The sequence below is a fragment of the Enterococcus diestrammenae genome, from assembly GCF_049384045.1.
Classification (GTDB): Bacteria; Bacillota; Bacilli; order Lactobacillales; family Enterococcaceae; genus Enterococcus_C; species Enterococcus_C diestrammenae.
Window position 1 is genome coordinate 51168 of sequence record NZ_JBMRGR010000001.1, and the last position, 22381, is coordinate 73548.

The window sequence follows — 22381 nt, forward strand, 5'->3', positions numbered from 1 at the left end:
AAAGGGGTTTTTAAGCACATGGAACCATTATTTATGAAACCTGTTTTCCAAGAAAAAATCTGGGGAGGCAACAAACTTCATACGGTTTTTAACTTTGATTTGCCTTCTGAAAAAATTGGTGAAGATTGGGCAATTTCTGCTCATCCTCATGGGGTCAGTGTCATCGAAAATGGGGAGTTTGCCGGCCAACGCTTGGATGATTTGTGGAAGAATCATCAAGAACTTTTTGGCAACCAACCTGAAGCAGTCTTTCCATTGTTAATCAAGATTTTGGACGCGGAAGATGAACTATCGGTACAAGTTCACCCAGACGATGCCTATGGTCAACAACATGAAGGAGAACTTGGCAAGACTGAATGCTGGTATATCATCGACGCTGAGCCGGGTGCTGAAATCGTTTATGGCCACAATGCAAAGACCCGAGAAGAGTTGGCAGCCATGATTGAAGAAGGGCGTTGGGATGATTTGTTGACCCGCGTGCCAGTCAAAAAAGGCGATTTCTTCTACGTGCCATCTGGAACAATCCATGCTATCGGCAAAGGGATCATGATTTTGGAAACGCAACAAAGTTCTGATACGACTTACCGCGTGTACGACTATGATCGGCGGGATGATCAAGGCAATCTAAGGGAATTGCACATCCAACAATCCATCGACGTAACGACAGTTCCTGCCCGCACCCCTGAGCTGAACATCAGTGAAGTCAAACACGGGGCTTCTTCAGTAGTGACTTATTTACAAACGGACTTCTTCAATGTCTACGAATGGCAAGTGCGGGGGAGTTTGGATTTGAAAGCTGGGGCACCTTACACTTTGATGACTGTGGTTGATGGGTTTGGTAAATTAGTCATTGACAGTCAAAGCTACGATATGGCAAAAGGGACGAGTTGCATCATTCCTAATGGCATTGCTAACTGGAAAATCGAAGGCAATTGCGACATTATTGCTTCAGAACCTGGTATGAAAGCATAATTTTCTATTATTCTAAAAAAACTCGTCTCACCTAGGCTTGCGTAAGCGTTTAGGTGAGGCGAGTTTTTTATTGTGTTTAGCCATTCTTAGCGAGGATGTTTATGAAATTGTATGGTAACTAGGAGTAAAACTAGTAGTAACAAGACCAATAAGCTGCCTAATACGAGTTGTGAGCCGAAAATCGTTCCTTGTTGGAAGTCTGTGGCATGGCGTTGTGCTTGATTGATGACGGTAGCAGCGAGGGCAGTAGCTACTGCACCGGCAAACTGTTGTAAGGTATTGAAGATGGCATTGCCGTCTGTATACGCAGCTTGTGGCAAGGCACTTAAACCGGTGGTCATCAGATTGCTATAGGAAAGGCCAATCCCGATCATATAAAAGACATGACCTGCTACAAACCCCAGCAAGACAGGACTGCCGACGAGCCAAAGCAAGCCGAACCAACCGATAGCTGCCAAAAGCAAGCCGCTAATAATCGGCTTTTTGGGGCCGATATGGTCTAACAGACGACCGGAAAGAGGCGCTAAGATGGCGCCCACAGCAGCACCAGGCAACATCATTAAACCAGCTGTAAAGGCATCTTTTTTTAAGACGATTTGTACGAAGTTTGGTAAGACAAAGCTGATGGCTAATAATAAGCACTGGCAAAGGAGAAAGCCTAGCAAGAAACGACGATAGGCGGCGTTTTTCATGACTTGCAAATGAATGAGGGGATTGCGTGCGCTGACAGACCGCTGATAAAAGAGGATGAAGCCGCCAATCCCAACAAGTAGAGCGACGATTCCGGTCAAACTTGTCAGTTGCTCTAAAAATAGTAAGAAGCCACTGAACATCAAAGCGATGCCTAAGAGACTGAACCAGTCCATGGTGCTAGTTTTGCTGACGGGTAGTGAGGGAATCGCTTTTAGACCGACTACTAAAGCCAGTAAAAGAATCGGAATCAAAAAAAGGAAGATTGCCTTCCACCCTGTCGTGGAGGTCAGGATGCCACCATATGTCGGGCCAATTGCTGGCGCTATCGAAGTAGTCAAGTTTCCGAGACCAATCATGGCACCCCGCTTTTCTAAAGGGGAATAGGTCAAGATGATATGAAACATCAACGGTAAGGCAATGCCTGTGCTGATTCCTTGGGCTAAACGGCCAATCAGCAAAAAGGCAAAATTCGGTGAACGATAATCAATCACCAAACCAAGGATGAAAAACAGGTTAGCTGTGAGGAATAAATGCCTTAGGGAAATATTTTTTAAGAGATAGGTGGACAAAGGGACGATGATGGAAATCACCAGTAGATAAATCGTCGTGACCCATTGCACCCCACTGGTAGAGATTTTAAATTCGGTCATCAAGGTGGGGAAGGTGACATTCATGGCGGTTTCAATCAAAACCCCAGCGAAGGCCATGATTCCTGTGGCCAACACAGCCGGGAGAAGTTTTAGTTCTTTGTTCATAGTTCCACTTCCGTTCATAGAAAATTTCGCGTTCAGATAACCAGCCTCAAAGGCAGTAGCAGGAGGTGAAGACGCAAAAAAGAGAGGAAGGCTTCTATTTTCATAGAAACCGCCTCTCTCTCGACACCAACTGCTAAGGCAGCGGTGTTATCTGTACGATTACGTTAGCTATTTTAAAAGAATTTTTTGCTGAGGTCAAGAAGGACTGTGGAGATTACGTTTAAATACCTTAAACGTTACTCCTTCAATTGGTTTCCTCATTTTCAATGACTGTCTCACGAATGATGAGTTTGTGAGGGACGATGACTTTGACGCCGTCTGTCAGTTGATGGTTGATTTGGTCCATCAGTTTTTGCGTGGCCAGTTTTCCTAAGCGAGCCACGTCCACATCGATACTGGTGATATAAGGGTGGGTCAAGGTAGAAAAGATGGAATTATTGAAACTGATAACGGATAAATCCTCAGGGACGCGGTAGCCATACATCGTAGCAAGTTGCATGATACGCATGGCAAATAAGTCGTCAATGACCACTAAAGCAGTGGGTTTAATCTTGTGTAAAATCTCTTCAAAATCGATAAAGTCCGTGGGTTCTTCAAATTTTACCGCCGGATAAGTGGTTAAACCAGCCATCATCAACGCTTTTTGATAACCAAAATAGCGTTCGAAGTAGAGATTTTCGCGAGTGGTGTTGGTGGCAAATAAAATGCGTTGATGCCCCCGCTGAATCAAAAACTCCGTGGCTTGTTTTCCTAATAATTGGTTGTCGTTGTCCACGAAGACAATTTTTTCTTCGTGCATATAGGGTTGCCCAATCAAGGTAAACGCTATCTTATTGGCGTATAAATAATCAATCACTGGGTCATGGTTATCAGAGTAAGTCAAAATAAAGCCATCGATTTGTTTTTGCAAGTGCATCCGTTTGACGTTTTTCAAGAGGGTTTCGAAATTGGGCGCCGAAGCAACAGCCACTGACATTTGAAAAAGACTTGCTTCTTCGTTGATCGCTTCGATGGTTTCCAAGTAAAAAGGATTTCCCAGGCGCTCTTTGGAGTTTAACGGGGGCAAGATGACCCCGATAGAGCTCGCTTGTTGTTTACCCAGATTACGGGCAGCAACATTGGGTACATAACCCAATTCTTCCATCACTTTGCGAACTTTCCGTTTGGTTTCCTCGGAAATACTAGGGTGGTCATTGATTACCCGGGAGACGGTGGAGGTGGCAACCCCCGCTTTTTTTGCAACATCTTTGACAGTGATACTCATGAAAGTTCACCTCTTTTCAAAAAAAGTATGAAAACTTGTATCCAAGGGGTAGAAAACACCAAGAGATGCAAGCGGATTTCATCAGATTGTTCTTATCATAGCAAAAACTTCTTTCAGATACCACGGGTAAAAATAAAAATAACGCAGTCTTGGATGGTTGCCCAAATTTGGCAAGACTGCGTAAACAAAGTGAGTTACCGGTTTTGATTAGCGAATTTTAGGGTATCAGTCAAGGTCACTGCTTCATCGTAAAGCTGCAATTCCAACGCTTCTCCGGTGACTAATTGGAGGGAAACTTCGGCCGGTGTCACTTGAATGAATAACAGCCGTCCGCGGTAATTGATATGGAAGCTGTAGCCCGACCAAGCTTTTGGTACAAATGGAGCAAAGCGCAACTGGCCATGATCAGTTTTCATTTGGGCGAAACCTTGAACAATCGCCAGCCAACTGCCGGTCATGGAAGTAATGTGGAGGCCGTCTTCGGTATCGTTATTGTAATTGTCCAAATCTAAGCGAGCAGTACGTTCGTACATTTCCATCGCCTTTTCTTCCAGGCCAAGATCTGCTGCCAAAATAGCGTGAATACAAGCAGAAAGGGAAGACTCATGCACAGTCATGGGTTCGTAAAATTCAAAGTTGCGGCGTTTTTCTTCTTCGGTAAATTCGTGGCTTAGGAAGTAAATCCCTTGCATAACATCCGCTTGTTTGATAAAGCAAGAGCGCAAAATCCGATCCCAAGACCAGTTCTGGTTTAATGGCAAGTTCGCTGGATCGAGGTCAGTGACCGGCATCAAATCTTTGTCCAAGAAAGTATCGTGTTGCACGAAAATGCCCCGTTCCTCATCTTTCGGGAAGTACATATGGGCGATGATATCTTGCCATTTGGCTTGTTCCTCTTCGGAAATTGTGACAGTGGTGCTATCTTTGAATTTCTCATAATTTTCTAAGGTATAACGCAAGACCCAAGTGGCCATAGTGTTGGTATACCAGTTGTTGTTGACATTGTTTTCATATTCGTTAGGACCAGTGACGCCGTGAATCATGTACTGGCCTTTCGCTTGGGAAAAATGAACCCGATCCGCCCAGAAGCGGGAAATCGCCGTCAACACTTCCAAGCCTTCTTTTTGAATGTAACTCTCGTCGCCGGTGTAGTTGGTGTAGTTGTAAATCGCATAAGCAATCGCGGCGTTTCGATGAATCTCTTCAAAAGTGATTTCCCATTCATTGTGGCATTCAATCCCGGTGAAGGTCACCATAGGATAAAGGGCGCCTTTTAAACCTTGTTTTTGGGCGTTGATATGAGCTTCTGGCAACTGGTTGTGGCGATATTTCAGCAAGTTGCGAGTGACTGTTGGATCCGCTAAGGCTAAATACAAGGGCACGCCATAAGCTTCTGTATCCCAATAGGTTGCGCCACCGTATTTTTCGCCGGTAAAGCCTTTTGGTCCGATGTTCAAGCGCTCATCTTCACCGTAGTAGGTGGAGAAAAGTTGGAAAAGGTTAAAGCGAATGGCTTGTTGGCCAGCTGGATCCCCATCAATCACCACGTCAGCCAAGGCCCACCGTTGTTTCCAAGCAGCGATTTGTTCTGCTTTTAAAGTATCGTAATCCGCGTTATATGCGGCGTAAAGTTCACTGATTTTCGCCAGTTGGTCAGCGGATGCGATATCACGACTGGTGACGATGATGACTTTTTTGATGAGTTCGATAGTTTCGCCGGCTTGAGCCTGTAAGGTGAAGGTTTCTGACACTTTTAGCGGGGCTTTTTCGTAGCTGCCACCGCTGATGGTGTGGGTCATAGCTGCTGTCACAGTGAAGCGTTCGATGCCAAAATTATTAGGGATTGTGCGGACGGTTAAGTAGTCGTATTCCTCGGATTGACCTGCGTCGATTTCTTCCCAAAAAAGTTCATCGTAGTTGCTATCTTCATTGGTTACGTGTGAATCTAAGGCACTCTCGACAATGATTTCTGCTGTGCCAGTGAGGACTTCGGCAGCCATCTTAATCAAGCCTAGTTCTTTTTTGACGATGGAGAGGAAGCGCTGGAAGCTGAAGCGTACCGTCGCGTCACCAGCTGTCACGGTAAAGCTACGGCTAAGAATCCCTGTTTGCATATCCAATTCTAAATAGAAATCTTGATAGGGAATTTTGGCTAGGTCAAGGCGTTCTCCGTTAACTATGATATCCATTGCAATGAAGTTGACGGCGTTAATAACTTTACCGAAATAGTCGGGATAGCCATTTTTCCACCAGCCCACACGCGTTTTGTCGGGATACCAAACGCCCGCCAAATAAGTGCCTAGATGATGATCACCAGAGTAACGCTCCTCAAAATTACCTCGCATCCCCATGTAGCTGTTGCCAATGGATGTCAAGGACTCTTGTAGTCGCCGGTTTTCTTGATCTAGTTTGGTTGTGGTGATTTTCCATGGATCGATGTCGAAAAGGCGTTGAATATGATTCATAGTGAATACCTCCTGATTTTTAGGCGTTTTGGTAGTGTTCAGGCAAACCGACTGTGCGGTAAACCGTTTTCGTCATCTCCATAATAAACGCAATCGATTGCGTAAGTCAAGTTAATTGTTGCAGAAAATCTGAGCGGATGCAAAAAATAAGTGGAAGAAACTGATAAGACAGAGTATTTAGATGATTTTTTATCGATTAATAATCAGGATAGTACAAATAATTCTGAGACTTCAGATATAAGAACTTAAAAAATCACTGACACATCTGGAACCGATTGCGTTGATGCTACAATTTTTGTGCAAAAAGGCGGCTTCTGGTAAGATGAGTGAAGGTAAAGAGTTGAGAGAAGAGGATGACGCGATGAAAATTTTGACGTTAAACACCTATAGCTGGGTGGAAAATGTCGGGGTGCAACAAATTCATGATTTGGCCACCAAGATTGCCGAGGAAGATTATGATTTGGTGGCTTTGCAGGAAGCCAACCAAACCTTCGATGCCCATCAAGCTGTGTTGGACGGCTTCTTTTGCCCACCCACTACCGATCAGGAAATCAAAGCAGATAATTTTGCCCTGAGACTGGTGGAAGCCTTGCAAGTAAAAGACGTGGAGTATTACTGGACATGGGCTTTCACCCATGTCAGCTACGGTCGTTTTGAAGAAGGAGTCGCTCTTTTGAGTAAACAACCGCTGATTGCTGAAGACCATAGTGTGGCACCAGTGGCAGCCTCAGACCCCGTGAAGGACAATGTTCGCCGGATCCTCTGGGGATTGACTGAAGCGGATGGTCAACTAGTAAAATTAGTCAGCGCCCATTACAATTGGTGGGATCGCGGTTTTATTGACGAATGGCAAAAGACGGAAGCGCTACTTCAGGCTAGCAATCAAGGCCATACCAAGGCCCCTCTGATTTTGTGTGGGGATTTCAATCAACCAGCCGAGACAGCGGGGTATCAATTGATTGCCGATTCGGCATTAAACCTGGTAGATGCCTACCAGATTGCTAAAACCCATCGAGGAGGTACGGCGACGGTTCCTGGTGCCATTAATGGTTGGAATGATAGTGATACGCCAAAGCGAATCGACTATATCTGGTTGGACCCAACTTTCAAAGTCAGTGAATATGCTGTAACCTTTGATGGCAAAAACGGGCCAGTGGTAAGTGATCATTTTGGCATCACAGTGCTAGCCGAATTAGCGGAATCTAAGTAACAAACAGGAGCAACCTGAAGGATAAACTTCAGATTGCTCCTGTTTGTTTACGTCTCATGTATCGTACATGTTTGATTCAGAGGTCCAAGCGAAAAAATTTGTCACGACCTAATTTTTATTAGTGAGTTGGACTAGTTACCCCTTGCTGTGTCTGATCGGCAATCCTTTCATAACTAGGTAAGTCCGTTAGCTTGTCGGCACCGTATTTTTTGGCCAAGGCTGTTTTTAACAGGCGGTAAGCCAGGATTTCGTTACGGGCGAGGATTGGTCCATGGAAGTATGATCCGAAGACGTTTTTGTAGATGACCCCTTCTGAGCCGTCTTCATTGTTATTGCCATGCCCTTGTTGGACTTTGCCAAGGGGGCGTTCACCGGCTCCTAAGAAGGTGCGACCATTATGATTTTCAAACCCGTAGTAAGTTTCGTCAAATTCTTCATTGTGAATCACGATATCGCCGATGTAGCGGTTGTTGTCTTGGCTTAACGTGTAGTGATCCAAGGCGCCAATACCGGCGATTTTTTCGCCACCGGCTCCCATATAGTAGTGGCCCAGCAGTTGGTAACCGCCACAGATGGCTAGCATCACGCCGTCATTTTCGATATAGCGAGTGATGTCGGCTTTCTTGTCTTGGATATCTTCTGAGACGATCAATTGTTCAAAATCTTGGCCACCACCGAAAAAGACCAAGTCGTATTTTTCTGGAATAAACGCTTCGTGAATGCTGACGATTTCAGTGGTGAGGTCGATGCCCATTTTTTTGGCTAAGTATTTGAGCATCAACAAGTTGCCGTTGTCGCCGTACGTGTTTAAGAGATTGCCGTAAAGATGGGCCAAATGCATCGTATAGTTAGCCACGAGTCATGCCTCCTTTGATATAGCCTTTATCCGCTAGTTTTTTTCGTAGTTGTAAGACAGCGGTATAGGTAGCGAGAATATAAACGTGTTGGGTAGGTAATTTAGCGATTTCTGAAATAACGGTATCTAAATCAGGTACTTCTGTCAGTTTTTCTTCAGCAATGCCAGCAACCTTCAAGCGCAATGCCATATCCGTATGACGATCGCCACCAGCGATTACAGCCGGAATAGCCATCTCTGCAAAGGCTTCGTGATTGCCATCCCAAATCCAGCTGACATCCACGCCGTCAGCATAGTTAGCATTTAACAACGCGACGAGGGAGAAAGGATAGGGGGACAGGCCAATCATGTCGATCACCTGATTGAGACCCACTGGATTTTTTACTAAAACGAGGGTGCATTTTTTGCCATCGATATCGATGATTTCTTGACGGCCAAAAACTTTTTCATCATAAGCCAGTCCAGCGCGAATTTTTGCAGGAGGAACATTGTACATTTCGGCTACGGCTGTCGCAGCGAGGGCGTTGTAGACATTGTACATGCCACCGACTTCAATCCCGTAGCTTTCACCATCAATGACAAACTGAGCAGAGGTATTATCCATTTCTCGCATTTCTGTCAATTTGTAATCTAGTTCAGGACGGCTAAAGCCACAGTTAGGACAGTAGTACTTGCCTAGGTTGGCGTAAGTGATCATCTTATAGTGAAGAATATGGTGACATTCGGGGCATAAGACGCCGTCAGTATTATAGTGGGCCATCTGTTCATGGTCCGGTTGATGATCAAAGCCATAGTATTTCCGTGGATTGACAGTCGCTAAGGAATTGAAAATGGGCGAGTCACCATTGGCTAAGATCGTGGCAGCTGGCGCTTTAGCCGCACCTTCGACGATTAAGCGATAGGTGGTGTAAATCTCACCATAGCGGTCCATCTGATCGCGGAAAATATTGGTAAAGACGAAAAGCTCAGGCTTGATATATTCCGTCACTTTGGCAAGGCTGGCTTCGTCGATTTCTAGCACAGCAAAGTTTTTTTGATTTTTCTTGGGTTTAGCCGAAAGAAAAGTCGAAACAATCCCTTGTACCATATTGGCGCCAGTGGGGTTTGTCAGCACTTCCTCGTACTGTTGTTGCAAAATATTGACCGTCAAAGCTGTGGTCAAGGTTTTGCCATTTGTCCCAGTGACCACTACGACTTCGTACAAGTCAGAATAATGATCGAGAATTTTCGGGTCGATTTTCAAAGCGAGCTTGCCAGGGTAACTGGAGCCGCCCTTCATAAAGGTTTTCAAAAACCACTGAGCACTTTTGCCGACAGTGATTGCGATAGTACTGCGTAAACTCATCCTAGTTGAGCCTCCAATAACAAGTGTCCGGCGCAAAACAACGCCGTCTATTGCCGCCTGATAGCACGGCAAAATTCTCGTTAATCATACCATAGGAATAAAAAAACGAAAAATACCTTTGCTGATTCTTTAAATTTTCCTTGTTTCAGGTAGCTGGCTAGCTGAGGAAAATGGTGAAATTGAACGGGCTACTTTATGAAACAATAATAATCATGGACTTTTGGAGAAACCGCATAATTGCTATTTTTAATTAAAAAAATGGCGCTGATGCAATTCATCAACGCCATTTTTCATATAGAAACTAACCGATAATAATCTGTTCGGAAGGGTATTCGTAACCTAAATCTCGAGTTTCCTTTGGTACAAATAAGAGTAAGGTATACAACATGCCAATCCGCCCGATAAACATCAAGGCTGCGATAACCGCTTGCCCCACCCCAGATAAATCTGCGGTAATCCCAAGTGATAGCCCGGTGGTTCCGAAAGCTGAGCAGACTTCTACGATGATGGCAATCAAGGGCTCTTCTTCGGTGGCAGTCAAAAAGATAATCGCAAAAAAGCACATACTCATCGATAGCATAAAAACCACGACGGATTTGCGAATATCGATTTCAGGAATTCGCCGACCAAAAATATTGATATTTTCTTCGCTTTTTAAGAAGGCGAACATATATAAACCGATAATGGCCATGGTAGTGGTCCGGATACCGCCACCGACAGAACTTGGGGAACAGCCGATAAACATTAAAATAGCGAAGATAATCAAGGTGGTCACCTGAAAATCAGTCAAATGATGGATTTGCAACCCGGCATTACGAGTCGTCATGGAGTAAAAGGCGCTGTTGACCCAAGCACCAAAGCCCGACAAATCGCTGAATAGATGGTTTTTTTCCAATAGCCAAATGATCACCGTTCCGCCGACGAAGAGGACCACGAAAGCCAGAACAGCGATTTTCGTAAAGAGGGAAAAGCGAAAAGGTAATCGCGCTTGGCCTTTTTTTCTTTTCAGCTTGTAATGAAGCCATTCGTGGAAATCCATCAGTACGGGAAAGCCAATACCGCCAAGAAAAATCAAAAACATGATGCAAATCAAAAAGAAATAATCATGGGCAAAGGGGGTGATGGAATCCCCTGTGACATCAAAGCCGGAGTTGGTGACGGCGGAAATTGCTTGGTAAAAGCCGTAAAATATCGCATCTCGCCAACTTTGATAATGCCCCTGCACCATAAAGTAGATGGAGAAGAAGGCGCCAAAAATCAGCTGGGCTACTAGCAACATGGAAAAGGTAATGCGAATTAACCGGACAATGCCTGAAAGTCGGGGTTGGTTCATGTCAGTCATAATTAGCTGTCGTTGTTTTAAGGAAATTCTTCTTTTGGAGACGATGAAAAAGAAAGTGGAAATCATCATAATTCCTAGGCCGCCAATTTGAAAGAGGACCTCAAGTAAAATGACGCCACGATCATTGAAGACGCTGTTGATATCAAAAGTCGACAGTCCCGTCACAGAAACCGTGGAAATCGCCATAAACAGCATGTCCATAAAGGTGACTTGACCATAAGAATCCGGCTCGCGAAACAGCGGCAAGTAAAATAAAATCAGCGAAATCACAGTCATAATCACATAATAGGTGACAATAATCTGGATTGAGCTGACATTGTTCGCAATAAAATGACGTAACTTCCGGGCTTTCAAATCCCAGAAACGTTTATAATGATCCATACTAAAACCTCAAATCTTAGGTAGTGGGCAAGTGATTTATTGACCGGCTGTTTCCAGTCAAGAAGTGTCATCATTCACCTTATCTTAAGTATATCAGAAGAAAAAGGAAAAAGAAGGTTCAAACCAAGGGCAGTTTCGAGACTATCGTACCAGAGGCATTTGGTAATCCTAACAGTAACAAGTTACGAGGTTTAAGAATCGCTGTTTATGGAAAAATAATCTGAGCTGGATATTGCGAAGATGAAACACAAAAAGGAAGCTTTTTACGTATATTATTAAAAGAGAATAGAGCTACATAAAAGGGGAAGTGAAGAAGAACTTATAAAAACACAGGAAGGATGATTGATATGAGCCTTTTTGAAATAACCCGGACAAATATTGTTTTAGATGGACAAAAAGTTAATTTGCCGATTGAGGGAATTTTCAATCATGAAAAATACCAACATTTTATTGGTGTAACATATTCTTGCTCGCCACGGTTTATAAATCAGTTTTTGAAAGGATTTGAAACTGTTGAAATAGTTGTTGGCATTCCAGAAGAAAGCCACCTCCAAAAGGCGAATGCCGAAATTACAAAAATTACTTATGAAAAGCAACTAAATAATGTTTTAGAATCAGAGCCGCCTAAATTTTTTAGAGATCTTTCCCCTGAAAATCAAGAAGCTTTTCAACAGCAAAAATTCAAGATGTGGGCCGCCTCTATTGGCTATGTTATCCATTCAAAATTCTATTTACTATGGAACGTCGACAAGTCAAACACACGTCTTATTTTTGGATCCGCCAATCTTTCCAATCATGCTTTTAGCAATCAAATCAATCAATTAGAAGAGGTTCTCATTTTTGATAACAACGATTTATTCGAAGTGATGAAACAGCGTTATGTGGATGATATCAGTCAAGTGATTACACCCTACTTTCCTAAAAATATTTTGAATGTCAAGTCGAGAAAAAAAGTAAATACGACAAATGGTATTGAAGCTGTGATTTTGACATCAGATGATTTGGTAAAACTAAAAGAAGAACAAATCAAAGAAAAACTAGATGATATTACCGAAAAAGTGAGTGTCGGTGTTTTACCAATACAAATATACGCAGATATCAAAGAACTACCTCGCGAACAAACGGAGTTGATGCGATCGAGACAAGACCAATTAGAAAGAACTGAAACTATTTATGAATTGTCAAAGGAAATTGTTTCTAGTCCTACAAAAAATCCGAGGTTTAAAAATACAGCAGCCCTAACAAAAAGTATCAAGAAAAAAATCACTTTGAAAATCATACAACAGGCTGCTTCTGCTGACATACCAGAACGACCAATATTGTTTTCATCACCTAATCAACGAGATATTTTGCTTGATAATTCAGGGTTATTTATTGAAAATCCGTTAGACAAAGAAAAGCCCATCCCATATGGAAAGAAAGCGACCTTGGTTCAAATCCAAGAGAGTTTTAAAGTGATTCATAAATTACTAGCAAATTATGAAACATACACGTTGAATTATGAACCGGAATACGGATCACGAATATATGAGGCGTTGCTTTATATTTTTACAGCCCCGTTTATCTATGAATTAAAACGACAAGCAAAAACGGTAGAATCTGCCCATGATATTCCACAGTTTTTATTTCTTGGCGGAAACGCTGGTTCTGGAAAATCTAGTTTACTTAGAGTGCTATCAAAAATGACAAAAGTATCACCGGAGTGTTTGGCTTTTGTAGATTATGATGACATTCTTCCCAAGAATGAACATCATCGGAAGTCAAAGATTATCCAGCAAATCATTTCTTGGATTCAGGAGGAAAATGTTGCCCCATTACTAATCGATGAGATACCTAATGAGTTTTTTACTAAGGAAACTTACGGTGAAGAGCTAATTGTGAACAATACAAATCATCGTGGACGTGGGGGTGACCCTTTTCCTGTATTTATCGGAACAACTAATACGGAAAACTATTCTTTACCGGAACGAGCAGCTAGGCGTAGCTACTATCTAAAAATTGATAAACCTTTCGATGAAGAGTTTCGCGGGAAAACAAATCAAGCATATAACGATTTGTTAAAAACAATAACAACGGACTTATATCAAGATTTTGTGTTGCGTTTTGCCCAAAAATTAGACGAAGAAATTAGTATCTGGGAACTTTGTGAGGGAAAGGGGAAAATTGATTTTCTTTACTATACTCGAGAAATATTTAAAGAGTATTATGCACTGATTGAACAGCCACTACCAGTTTTCTTTCCTTCGCGTCGTTTTGATGACTCCCAAGAATCCAATCAAGAAAAATGGCGGAAACTCTATCTAGGCTCTAGTCGAGAAGATTTTTATTATCAGCCGGACGAACAACTTCTTATTTTTAAGATTACTAGTTTGGACAATAATTTGCCGTTGCGTTACGGTGAAGTGAAGCCTTCTGTACTTTATAAGAAAGCCTTGCCGCCTAAAGTAGTCATTGGATCCTTAGACTCAATGGATATCGAACTTTATGCTGATAGATTTTTTGAATGGATTGGTGTTGAAAATCCTTATAAGAAAAAGAGTTGGTTGAAAAAAGTGTTCAAAGGTTGAAAGTCTAGAAATAAACTTAAACATTTTAGGATTATGATAACTTTGGTGATATCAAAGTTTACGTATCTGATTCTAGAAGATTCCTCTGTAAAAATCACGGCATTTCCGCTATAATGCTTAAGGAAGAAACGGGAGGGCAGATCATGGCACAATTGTTTTTTAAATATGGCGCGATGAATAGTGGCAAGACCATCGAGATTTTGAAGGTAGCCCACAATTACGAAGAGCAAGATAAACCAGTCGTCATCATGACCAGCGGCTTGGATACGCGCTCTGGGGTGGGACAAGTGTCTAGTCGGATTGGTCTGGAACGGCCGGCGATTCCGATTTTTGAGGATACAGATATTTTCCGCATGATTGTGGAGATGGAATACAAACCTTATTGTGTGCTGATTGATGAGGCACAGTTTTTGAAAAAAGAACATGTTTTGGCTTTTACTCGGATCGTCGATGAACTCGATATTCCTGTGATGGCTTTTGGACTGAAAAATGATTTCCGCAACGAACTTTTTGAGGGGTCACAGTATTTGTTGTTGTATGCCGATAAGATTGAGGAAATGAAGACAATTTGTTGGTTTTGCCACAAAAAGGCCAGCATGAACCTCCACTATATCGATGGTCAGCCCGTTTATGAAGGGGATCAGCTGCAAATTGGTGGCAATGAAGCTTACTATCCAGTCTGTCGTAAACACTATTTCCATCCAGAGCTTAAGACCGAAGCGACCACCGGACATTCGGAAGACTGCACGTGTGTCCATCATTAGCTGATGTGACCGGTTGCTGTCTGTCCCTTAAGGAAGCAAAGCATACGAAGGCCTTGCTTTTGAGTCACTATAGAAAGGATTTACTATGTACGATCAATTACAATCTATCGAGGACCGCTATGAAGAGCTGGCGGAATTATTAAGCGATCCGGATGTTGTTTCGGATACCAAGCGTTTTATGGAGTTGTCTAAAGAAGAAGCCAATACCCGGGAAACGGTGGCAGTCTACCGCCGTTACAAAGAAGTCGTCCAGGGGATTGCCGATGCGGAAGAAATGCTCGGGGAAAATTTGGATCCAGAAATGGCAGAGTTAGCCAAAGAAGAACTGAACGATTTGAAAAAAGAAAAAGAAGCATTGGAAGAGCAAATTAAAATCTTATTGTTACCAAAAGACCCTAATGATGACAAAAATATCATCATGGAAATCCGGGGCGCAGCTGGTGGAGATGAAGCTGCGTTGTTTGCTGGGGATCTTTTCAATATGTACCAAAAATATGCTGAATCCCAAGGTTGGAAGACCGAAGTGATGGACGCTAACGTGACTGGTATCGGTGGGTACAAAGAAGTCATCATGATGATTACCGGTGACAATGTTTACTCTAAACTAAAATACGAATCTGGGGCCCATCGTGTGCAACGGGTACCGTCGACTGAATCACAGGGGCGGATTCATACCTCGACTGCCACAGTGGTGGTGATGCCAGAAGCTGAAGAAGTCGAAATCGATATCGAGGACAAAGATATCCGAACCGATATTTATCATGCATCTGGTGCAGGTGGCCAGCACGTCAACAAAACGGCGTCGGCTGTTCGTTTGACCCACTTGCCGACAGGGATTGTAGTAGCCATGCAAGATGAACGTTCTCAGTTGAAGAACCGGGAAAAAGCTATGAAAATTTTGCGGGCGCGGGTCTATGACCAAATCCAGCAAGAAGCCCAAAGTGCCTATGATTCTGAACGAAAATCCGCTGTGGGAACTGGTGACCGCTCCGAACGAATCCGAACCTTTAATTTCCCACAAAATCGGGTGACAGATCACCGCATTGGCTTAACCATTCAAAAATTAGATCAGATTTTAGCTGGTAAAATGGACGAAATCATCGATGCCTTGATTATTTATGATCAAACGGAAAAATTAGCGGAGATGCAAAATGGCTACTAAACCTACCTTGCGAGAAGTCCTTGATAGGGCTTCTTCTTTTTTAGAAGAACAAGGCGTGGAAGGCGATAGCGTGTTGTATGTTTTTTTGCGCAGACAAGGTTGGACGAAGACTGACTGGCTGCTCAATATGGGGCGTGGGGCGACAGAAGAAGAGCTGGCCCAAGTCACAGCGGATACTGCAGAGCTGGCGCGGCATGTACCAGCACAGTACCTGCTAGGCTCTGAGGAGTTTTGTGGTCATCTTTTTAAGGTGAGCCCAGCGACTTTGATTCCGCGTCCAGAAACGGAAGAATTAGTGATGCGGGGAGTGGCAGCATTTGACACAAGGGCGAGTCAGCCAATCCGGGTCGTGGATATTGGCACAGGGACAGGGGCAATTGCCATCTCCATCAAATTGGCCCAACCTTCCTGGCAAGTGGTGGCGACGGATATTTCACCGGAAGCCCTGACTGTGGCCAAGGAAAATGCTGCCAAGCTACATGCCGAGGTGAGTTTTCGTTTAGGGGATGCTTTGGCACCTTTTTTGGCAGATGAGCCAAAAATTGATTTGCTCTTGTCTAATCCCCCCTATATCTCTGAAGAGGAATGGGATTTGATGGATGAAAGTGTTCGTCGTTTTGAACCGAAAACGGCTCTCTTTGCTGAGAATCATGGGTTAGCGATTTACCAGCGCTTAGCTGCCCAAGCCCCAGCGGTTTTGGCAACTGACGGGCAAATTCTTTTAGAGATTGGTTTCGCTCAAGGAAAAGCGGTACAGCGTCTGTTCCAAGAAGCTTTTCCAGAGAAGCAGGTAACTATTTTGCAAGATATGGCTGGACTGGACCGAATCATCCACGTCTACTAGCCGAGGATAACTATTACGTCGCCTTGTGGAAAAAAAATTTTTTATTTTGTTTCACAGCGAAAAAAGACTAACAGACTGACTGTTCCACAGAAAAAGGACTTTTCAACAAGGTTATACACACTTGACAGATGAGTTATCCCCAGAAAGTGGATAACTACTGCTAGATTGTTGATAAAATCCCGATTTTGCCAAAAAGGAGTGTGGATAAACTGTGGATACCAAACGATACCACGAAGATGAAATCACAGAAGCGGCCCAGCTTTTGCAAGCAGGGGAATTGGTGGCGTTTCCCACCGAAACCGTCTATGGTTTAGGAGCCAATGCACTTTTACCGGAAGCGGTAATGCAAGTCTTTCAAGTCAAAGGACGACCGCAAGATAACCCTTTGATCGTCCATGTGGCTGACTTTCAGCAAGTGAAAGAGTTTGTGGAAAACTTTCATCCTTTAACGGAAAAAATCGTCAAAAACTTCTGGCCTGGACCGCTAACATTGATCTTTTCTATAAAAAAAGATAGCTTAGCCCCTGTTGTGACTGGTGGGTTGTCCACAGCTGCTTTTCGGATGCCAGACCATGAATTGACTTTGGAATTGATTCGCGAGGCTGGCGTGCCTTTGGTGGGTCCCAGCGCCAATACTTCTGGCAAACCCAGTCCTACTACCGCAGATCACGTGCTTCATGACATGAGGGGAAAAATCGCTGGAGTGCTTGATGGTGGGGCGACGCAAATTGGGGTGGAATCCACTGTGTTAGACCTTAGTGATCCTTCACAGCCACCGGTGATTTTGCGACCTGGAGCGATTACACAAGAGACTTTGATGGCAGTTTTAGAGACAACTGTCGAGGTGGATGGTCACTTGGTGTCAGAATCAGAAACCCCTCGAGCGCCTGGTATGAAATACAAACATTACGCGCCAGATACCCAAGTTTTGATGGTACACCCGCAGGATTGGGAACAGGCTTTGCAGTGGGTCACGGAGAGTGGCGTGCGTGCTGGGGTCATTGCTGGGCCAGAAATCGCTGAATTGATGCGCTATCAAGCGGCGGCTGTCTTTATGCTACCTCAAGATACAGTAACTCAAGCGGCGAAAGGGTTATTTGCTGGGCTCCGGGCCTTGGATGAACCGCAGTTGGCCTTGGATGTCATTTTAGTGGAAACCTTCCCGGAAACTGGCCTGGGGGTGGCGTATATGAATCGCCTTGGCAAATCAGCTGGGAAACGTTGGTTTGAAGCCAAAGCAGATTGATTTTTTAAGAGATACATGGAGGAGCTACTGGCAATCTTAGGTTGCTGGTGGCTCTTTTGTGAAAAAATAAGACGACCGATTCGACGCTCTGAAATGTCAAACAATTTTGACTATTTACGAAAAAACTGCCAATTTTGTGGTACAATGCCAGTAACTAGAAGGTTCTAGCAGAAATGTTCGGATTTTACTTGAATGCTTGGCAACTCACAAGCGGATACGTTGCAAAAAACAGCTTTTTTCTGCTATTCTCGGTTTTAAGGTGAAAAACAGTTCGGAATGACTAACAAGTTTGTGTGAGGAAAGGGCTGATTTGCAAGCCCTCTTAAAACCTGGCTGGACTTTTACCGACAAATCAGAAAGAACTTTCTTACCTGTGTAAACCAAAAATGTGAAGGGGTGCTTTGGAATGACTTATCGTGATTTTGATCCGGATTTATGGCAAGCCATCGATGACGAACTAAACCGTCAACGAAATAACTTGGAGTTGATTGCCTCCGAGAATATCGTTTCGGAAGCCGTGATGGCGGCTCAAGGAAGTGTATTGACCAATAAATACGCAGAGGGCTATCCGGGCCGACGCTACTACGGGGGCTGTGAATTTATTGATGTGGTGGAAAACTTGGCGATTGATCGTGCAAAAGAACTTTTTGGGGCCAAATATGTCAACGTTCAACCACATTCCGGATCACAAGCCAATACGGCTGCTTACTTGGCTTTGATTGAGACAGGGGATACTGTACTAGGGATGGACTTATCCGCTGGGGGACACTTGACTCACGGCTCGCCGGTGAACTTTTCTGGGAAGACCTACAATTTTGTAAGTTATGGTGTCGATCCGAGTACGGAAGTCATTGATTACGAAGTGGTTCGGATTTTGGCTCGGAAGCATCAGCCCAAACTGATCGTCGCTGGAGCAAGTGCTTATTCACGAACGATTGATTTTGCTAAATTCCGGGAAATCGCGGATGAAGTTGGGGCAAAATTGATGGTGGACATGGCGCATATTGCCGGATTGGTGGCTGCTGGATTGCACCCATCACCAGTGCCTTATGCGGATATCACTACCACGACTACGCACAAAACCTTACGGGGACCTCGTGGGGGGATGGTCTTGACCAATGATGAAGCATTGGCGAAAAAAGTCAATTCAGCTGTTTTCCCAGGAATTCAAGGGGGCCCTTTGGAACATGTGATTGCGGCTAAGGCCGTTTCTTTCAAAGAGGCGTTAGCTCCAGCCTTTAAAGACTACGCCCAACAAGTCATCGATAACGCCCAAGTGATGGCCAAAGTCTTCAATCAAGCACCGGAAGCACGCTTAGTTTCGGGAGCGACGGACAATCATTTATTGCTAGTTGATGTCCGCGGATTTGGGTTAAACGGCAAAGAAGCTGAGGCGATTTTGGATAGCGTCAGCATTACGGCGAATAAAAACTCGATTCCTTTTGAAACCTTGAGTCCTTTCAAAACTAGTGGCATTCGGGTGGGGACACCAGCGATTACCAGTCGAGGCTTTACAACCGAGGACGCGGTGGCGGTGGCCAATTTAGTCGTACGGGCCTTGCGGGAACGGGAAGATGCTGAAGCGTTAGCACAAATTCGTAAGGAAGTTCAGGCCTTAACTGAAAAGTACCCATTGTATCCAGACTTGTAATTTAACTTTTGGTAAAAACTAGATTTTTAAACAAACGCTGCGATCTTTTACTATCGTAGCGTTTTTATTTTTTAGTAATCGAGAGGCTAGACAGCCTTTGTGAACAAGGGTACAATTGAGGCGAATTTTAGAAACCCTAAAGATTGACGTTTCTAGGAGTAAAAGTGAACCAATGTCGAAAGTGAGGGACCTAGCAATGATTGAATTTCAACATGTGACGAAAAAGTATGATACCAAAACAGCGTTAAACGATTTGAACTTGACCATTAAAACCGGAGAGATTTTTGGTTTTTTGGGACATAATGGTGCCGGAAAATCTACCACCATCAAGAGTTTGGTATCGGTGATTGAACCTACAGCCGGTAAGATTGTGGTGGATGGCAAAGAACTGAGCGCCAATCGTCTTGAAATCAAAAAACGCATCGGCTATGTACCCGATACACCGGATTTGTTCTTACAATTGTCAGCTGGTGAATACTGGGATCTAATTGCTGCTGCTTATGAGATGACCGACAGTGCCAAAGCCGAACGTTTGGCGGAATTGGCGGGTCTGTTTGATATGTTGGATCACCAAGATGAAGCGATTGGAAGTTTTTCCCACGGGATGCGGCAAAAGACGATTTTGATTGGGGCTTTGTTGCCAGATCCTGATATTTGGGTCTTAGACGAACCTATGACGGGTCTAGACCCCCAAGCGTCTTATGATTTGAAAGAAATGATGAAAAAACATGCGGCTCGCGGCAATACCGTGATTTTCTCCACCCACGTCTTAGATACTGCACAACAGCTGTGTGATGAACTAGCTATTTTGAAAAAAGGCCAACTGATATACAACGGCAATACGGAAGATTTATTGGCCCAATCCCCGGGAGAATCCTTGGAAGCTATTTACTTGAAGATGGCTGGTCGCCAATCCGACAGTGAAGTGGTGGCTCAATTGGAGGAGGCGCCTCATGAGTAGGAAAAAACTGCTAGCGTTACTGACGACGTCCTTGCGTTTTGCCAATCCTCAATATACGGAGCAAGCGCGTAAGAAGGGGAAAGCCGGTGCCAAGCTAACCCGTTCTTTAGTATTGCAATTTGTGATGTTGGCGGCCATCTTTACAGTGATTTATGGTGGCGTTTTGTTTATGATGGATTTTTCCCAGATGCCGGGCTATTTCACGATGTATGTCGGTTTATTCTCCGTCTTAGCTATGTCACAGGGAATCTCGGTGATTTACAACATCTTTTTTGAAAGTAAAGATTTAAGTGCTTATCTGCCGTTACCTTTTCGCCAGTCGGAAATTTTTACTTCAAAAATTTTGGTCGTCATGCTGACGGTGGTGCCCTTTGTTTTGCCTTTATTGGTGCTATTTGGGCTGACTGCTTGGCAATCAGGTATTTTGATTCCTTTTGCAGTGGTGTTGGCACTGTTGAGCTTTGTTTTATTGGTGGGTATCTTATTATTTATTTGTGCGCTAATCGTTTTGGGGCTGACCCGTACGAAACTTTTTCAAAAGCACAAAAAATTGATGACGACAGGCTTGATGTTTTTCTCCACTGGGATTGCTGTGGTGGGGGTGTTAGTAATGCAGAATTCTACTGGCGACGTGTCCCATACCGCCACGGATCTCGGCTTACTTGACCGCGGGAGCCTCCTTCCCTTTTTACCGCTTTATTGGAGCCTCAATCGACCACTGACGCTACAAGGTTTGTTAGGATGGGGCAGCCTGATCGCCGTGTTTGGCCTGTTGGCGTTGATTATCAAAATCTTCTTTTTACCACGTTTGTATGAGCAATTGACCGAAATCAGCACTGCGCAAGCCATCGTCACACGCAAACGTAAAAATGGGCGCACCATGAACCAATTGTTGCGGGCTTATAATCTTCAGCTGATTAAAGATCCCAATCTGGCGATGCAGGTGCTATCCAGTTCAGTGGTGATGCCTTTAGTCATGTTGATTTCCGGTGGCGGGGCTGCAAGCAAACTGATGGGAGCACAGCTGCCTGATAAACTAGTGGGTGTCACCTTTTTAGCCGGTCTTTTTCTGGCTTTTCTTTCGTGTAACGGGACTTCGTTTGTCGGCAATATCATCTCATTGGATCGAGAAAACTATGATTTTATCAGTACATTGCCGATTTCGAAAAAAGCTTACTTGAAACAGAAATTTTTGATTGGCTTTGGTGTGCAAGCGGCTATTGTGTTGGTCATGATTCTAGTAGCAGGAGTTATGTTTAAACTTTCGCCTCTGTTGTTTATTGCAGTGATTATTGGCGGTTTGTTGGGAAGCTTTGTGATGAGTTTGTTGTACTTTGCTCGAGATCACCGCTTGCTTTTGACTAATTGGACCTCCGTGACGCAGTTATTCCAACGAGGTGGCGGGACCATCTTGATGATGATTACCCTCTTTGTTGGTTTTTTGGTTGGTTTTGCCGCGATTGCCGCTTATGCTGTAGCAGCCTTTACGTTACCATTTTTCCCACTGAATCCCATCGTCATAGGGGCTTTGCTATTGATTTGTTTGGGAATTATCTTCGGGGTAAAACGTCTTTTTTGGGACCGATTGGATACTTTGGATTGGCAGCGTCGGGTAAGCTTAACAAAAACTGGGCGGGATCAAGAAAAAGCTTCTGACAAAAAATATTTTCACTAAACACAAAATAGGACTTGTGACAATCGATAATAGATAAAGCAAGGCTGCCCTGTTTTCTTACGTCTCACCTATAGTAATGTTCGATTCGGAGGACTAAACTGATGCTTTTGTCACAAACCCTTTTATGGTGATTTGACAAGTTGGGAACTAGAAGTAATCGATTTCTTTAAAAGGAAAGCATTTTGTTAGTTGTGAGAAATGCTATCTTGCATTACAATAAAAGAAAAC

16 protein-coding genes are annotated in these 22381 nt (G+C 43.8%); 10 read left to right on the forward strand and 6 right to left on the reverse strand.

Going from position 1 to position 22381, the window contains the following annotated elements; all coding sequences use genetic code 11:
- Positions 1-18: 18 nt before the first annotated feature.
- Positions 19-972: a mannose-6-phosphate isomerase, class I gene (manA, locus tag ACO03U_RS00275; protein WP_161869912.1), complete on the forward strand. Its 954-nt coding sequence runs from the start codon at positions 19-21 to the stop codon at positions 970-972.
- Positions 973-1058: 86 nt separating this feature from the next.
- Here manA and ACO03U_RS00280 read toward each other — a convergent pair whose 3' ends face one another.
- The 3 genes from ACO03U_RS00280 to ACO03U_RS00290 all read right to left on the reverse strand — a co-directional run bounded on the left by ACO03U_RS00280 (position 1059) and on the right by ACO03U_RS00290 (position 6149).
- Positions 1059-2420, reverse strand: a complete 1362-nt coding sequence (locus ACO03U_RS00280; protein ID WP_204684908.1) for an MFS transporter — start codon at positions 2418-2420, stop codon at positions 1059-1061.
- Positions 2421-2664: 244 nt separating this feature from the next.
- Positions 2665-3684, reverse strand: a complete 1020-nt coding sequence (locus ACO03U_RS00285; protein WP_204684906.1) for a LacI family DNA-binding transcriptional regulator — start codon at positions 3682-3684, stop codon at positions 2665-2667.
- 194 nt (positions 3685-3878) lie between these two features.
- Positions 3879-6149 carry a glycoside hydrolase family 65 protein gene (locus ACO03U_RS00290; protein ID WP_204684904.1) on the reverse strand — a complete coding sequence of 757 codons (2271 nt, stop codon included), beginning with the start codon at positions 6147-6149 and terminating at the stop codon, positions 3879-3881.
- 322 nt (positions 6150-6471) lie between these two features.
- Between ACO03U_RS00290 and ACO03U_RS00295 the strand changes: the two genes are divergently transcribed.
- The gene (locus ACO03U_RS00295; protein ID WP_423104352.1) at positions 6472-7359 is read left to right on the forward strand and encodes an endonuclease/exonuclease/phosphatase family protein; all 888 of its coding nucleotides are present in this window, start codon (positions 6472-6474) and stop codon (positions 7357-7359) included.
- A 118-nt stretch (positions 7360-7477) separates the two neighbouring features.
- Here ACO03U_RS00295 and ACO03U_RS00300 read toward each other — a convergent pair whose 3' ends face one another.
- The 3 genes from ACO03U_RS00300 to ACO03U_RS00310 form a co-directional block, all read right to left on the reverse strand.
- Complete coding sequence (locus ACO03U_RS00300; RefSeq protein ID WP_161869916.1) at positions 7478-8215, reverse strand: type 1 glutamine amidotransferase; 738 nt, start codon at positions 8213-8215, stop codon at positions 7478-7480.
- The gene (locus tag ACO03U_RS00305) at positions 8208-9560 is read right to left on the reverse strand and encodes a Mur ligase family protein (protein ID WP_204684902.1); all 1353 of its coding nucleotides are present in this window, start codon (positions 9558-9560) and stop codon (positions 8208-8210) included. Before ACO03U_RS00305 ends, ACO03U_RS00300 begins: the two co-directional genes overlap by 8 nt.
- Before the next feature lie 301 nt (positions 9561-9861).
- Complete coding sequence (locus ACO03U_RS00310) at positions 9862-11283, reverse strand: TrkH family potassium uptake protein (protein ID WP_161869918.1); 1422 nt, start codon at positions 11281-11283, stop codon at positions 9862-9864.
- 338 nt (positions 11284-11621) lie between these two features.
- Here ACO03U_RS00310 and ACO03U_RS00315 point away from each other — a divergent pair, with 338 nt between their 5' ends.
- From ACO03U_RS00315 to ACO03U_RS00350, 8 genes are all read left to right on the forward strand, one after another.
- Complete coding sequence (locus ACO03U_RS00315) at positions 11622-13850, forward strand: phospholipase D family protein (RefSeq protein ID WP_204684900.1); 2229 nt, start codon at positions 11622-11624, stop codon at positions 13848-13850.
- A 143-nt stretch (positions 13851-13993) separates the two neighbouring features.
- On the forward strand, positions 13994-14614 hold the full coding sequence (locus ACO03U_RS00320) for a thymidine kinase (protein ID WP_161869919.1): 621 nt from the start codon (positions 13994-13996) through the stop codon (positions 14612-14614).
- A gap of 85 nt (positions 14615-14699) precedes the next feature.
- Complete coding sequence (gene prfA / locus ACO03U_RS00325; RefSeq protein WP_204684898.1) at positions 14700-15776, forward strand: peptide chain release factor 1; 1077 nt, start codon at positions 14700-14702, stop codon at positions 15774-15776.
- Positions 15766-16620 (forward strand): peptide chain release factor N(5)-glutamine methyltransferase, encoded by an 855-nt coding sequence (gene prmC, locus ACO03U_RS00330; RefSeq protein WP_204684896.1) that lies wholly within the window; start codon positions 15766-15768, stop codon positions 16618-16620. Before prfA ends, prmC begins: the two co-directional genes overlap by 11 nt.
- Positions 16621-16831: 211 nt before the next feature.
- Complete coding sequence (locus tag ACO03U_RS00335; protein ID WP_204684895.1) at positions 16832-17866, forward strand: L-threonylcarbamoyladenylate synthase; 1035 nt, start codon at positions 16832-16834, stop codon at positions 17864-17866.
- A gap of 406 nt (positions 17867-18272) precedes the next feature.
- Positions 18273-19517, forward strand: a complete 1245-nt coding sequence (gene glyA / locus ACO03U_RS00340; RefSeq protein WP_204684893.1) for a serine hydroxymethyltransferase — start codon at positions 18273-18275, stop codon at positions 19515-19517.
- A gap of 196 nt (positions 19518-19713) precedes the next feature.
- Positions 19714-20478, forward strand: coding sequence for an ABC transporter ATP-binding protein (locus tag ACO03U_RS00345; protein WP_204684891.1), 765 nt, complete (start codon positions 19714-19716; stop codon positions 20476-20478).
- Complete coding sequence (locus ACO03U_RS00350) at positions 20471-22153, forward strand: putative ABC transporter permease subunit (protein ID WP_204684889.1); 1683 nt, start codon at positions 20471-20473, stop codon at positions 22151-22153. The genes ACO03U_RS00345 and ACO03U_RS00350 overlap by 8 nt, the downstream gene beginning before the upstream one ends.
- Positions 22154-22381 lie beyond the last annotated feature (228 nt).

Bases quoted from the DNA above. Each gene is read 5' to 3' on its own strand.
- manA (WP_161869912.1), top strand. From the start codon at position 19: ATGGAACCATTATTTATGAAACCTGTTTTCCAAGAAAAAATCTGGGGA.
- ACO03U_RS00280 (WP_204684908.1), bottom strand. From the start codon at position 2,420: ATGAACAAAGAACTAAAACTTCTCCCGGCTGTGTTGGCCACAGGAATC.
- ACO03U_RS00285 (WP_204684906.1), bottom strand. From the start codon at position 3,684: ATGAGTATCACTGTCAAAGATGTTGCAAAAAAAGCGGGGGTTGCCACC.
- ACO03U_RS00290 (WP_204684904.1), bottom strand. From the start codon at position 6,149: ATGAATCATATTCAACGCCTTTTCGACATCGATCCATGGAAAATCACC.
- ACO03U_RS00295 (WP_423104352.1), top strand. From the start codon at position 6,472: ATGAGTGAAGGTAAAGAGTTGAGAGAAGAGGATGACGCGATGAAAATT.
- ACO03U_RS00305 (WP_204684902.1), bottom strand. From the start codon at position 9,560: ATGAGTTTACGCAGTACTATCGCAATCACTGTCGGCAAAAGTGCTCAG.
- ACO03U_RS00310 (WP_161869918.1), bottom strand. From the start codon at position 11,283: ATGGATCATTATAAACGTTTCTGGGATTTGAAAGCCCGGAAGTTACGT.
- ACO03U_RS00315 (WP_204684900.1), top strand. From the start codon at position 11,622: ATGATTGATATGAGCCTTTTTGAAATAACCCGGACAAATATTGTTTTA.
- ACO03U_RS00320 (WP_161869919.1), top strand. From the start codon at position 13,994: ATGGCACAATTGTTTTTTAAATATGGCGCGATGAATAGTGGCAAGACC.
- prfA (WP_204684898.1), top strand. From the start codon at position 14,700: ATGTACGATCAATTACAATCTATCGAGGACCGCTATGAAGAGCTGGCG.
- prmC (WP_204684896.1), top strand. From the start codon at position 15,766: ATGGCTACTAAACCTACCTTGCGAGAAGTCCTTGATAGGGCTTCTTCT.
- glyA (WP_204684893.1), top strand. From the start codon at position 18,273: ATGACTTATCGTGATTTTGATCCGGATTTATGGCAAGCCATCGATGAC.
- ACO03U_RS00345 (WP_204684891.1), top strand. From the start codon at position 19,714: ATGATTGAATTTCAACATGTGACGAAAAAGTATGATACCAAAACAGCG.
- ACO03U_RS00350 (WP_204684889.1), top strand. From the start codon at position 20,471: ATGAGTAGGAAAAAACTGCTAGCGTTACTGACGACGTCCTTGCGTTTT.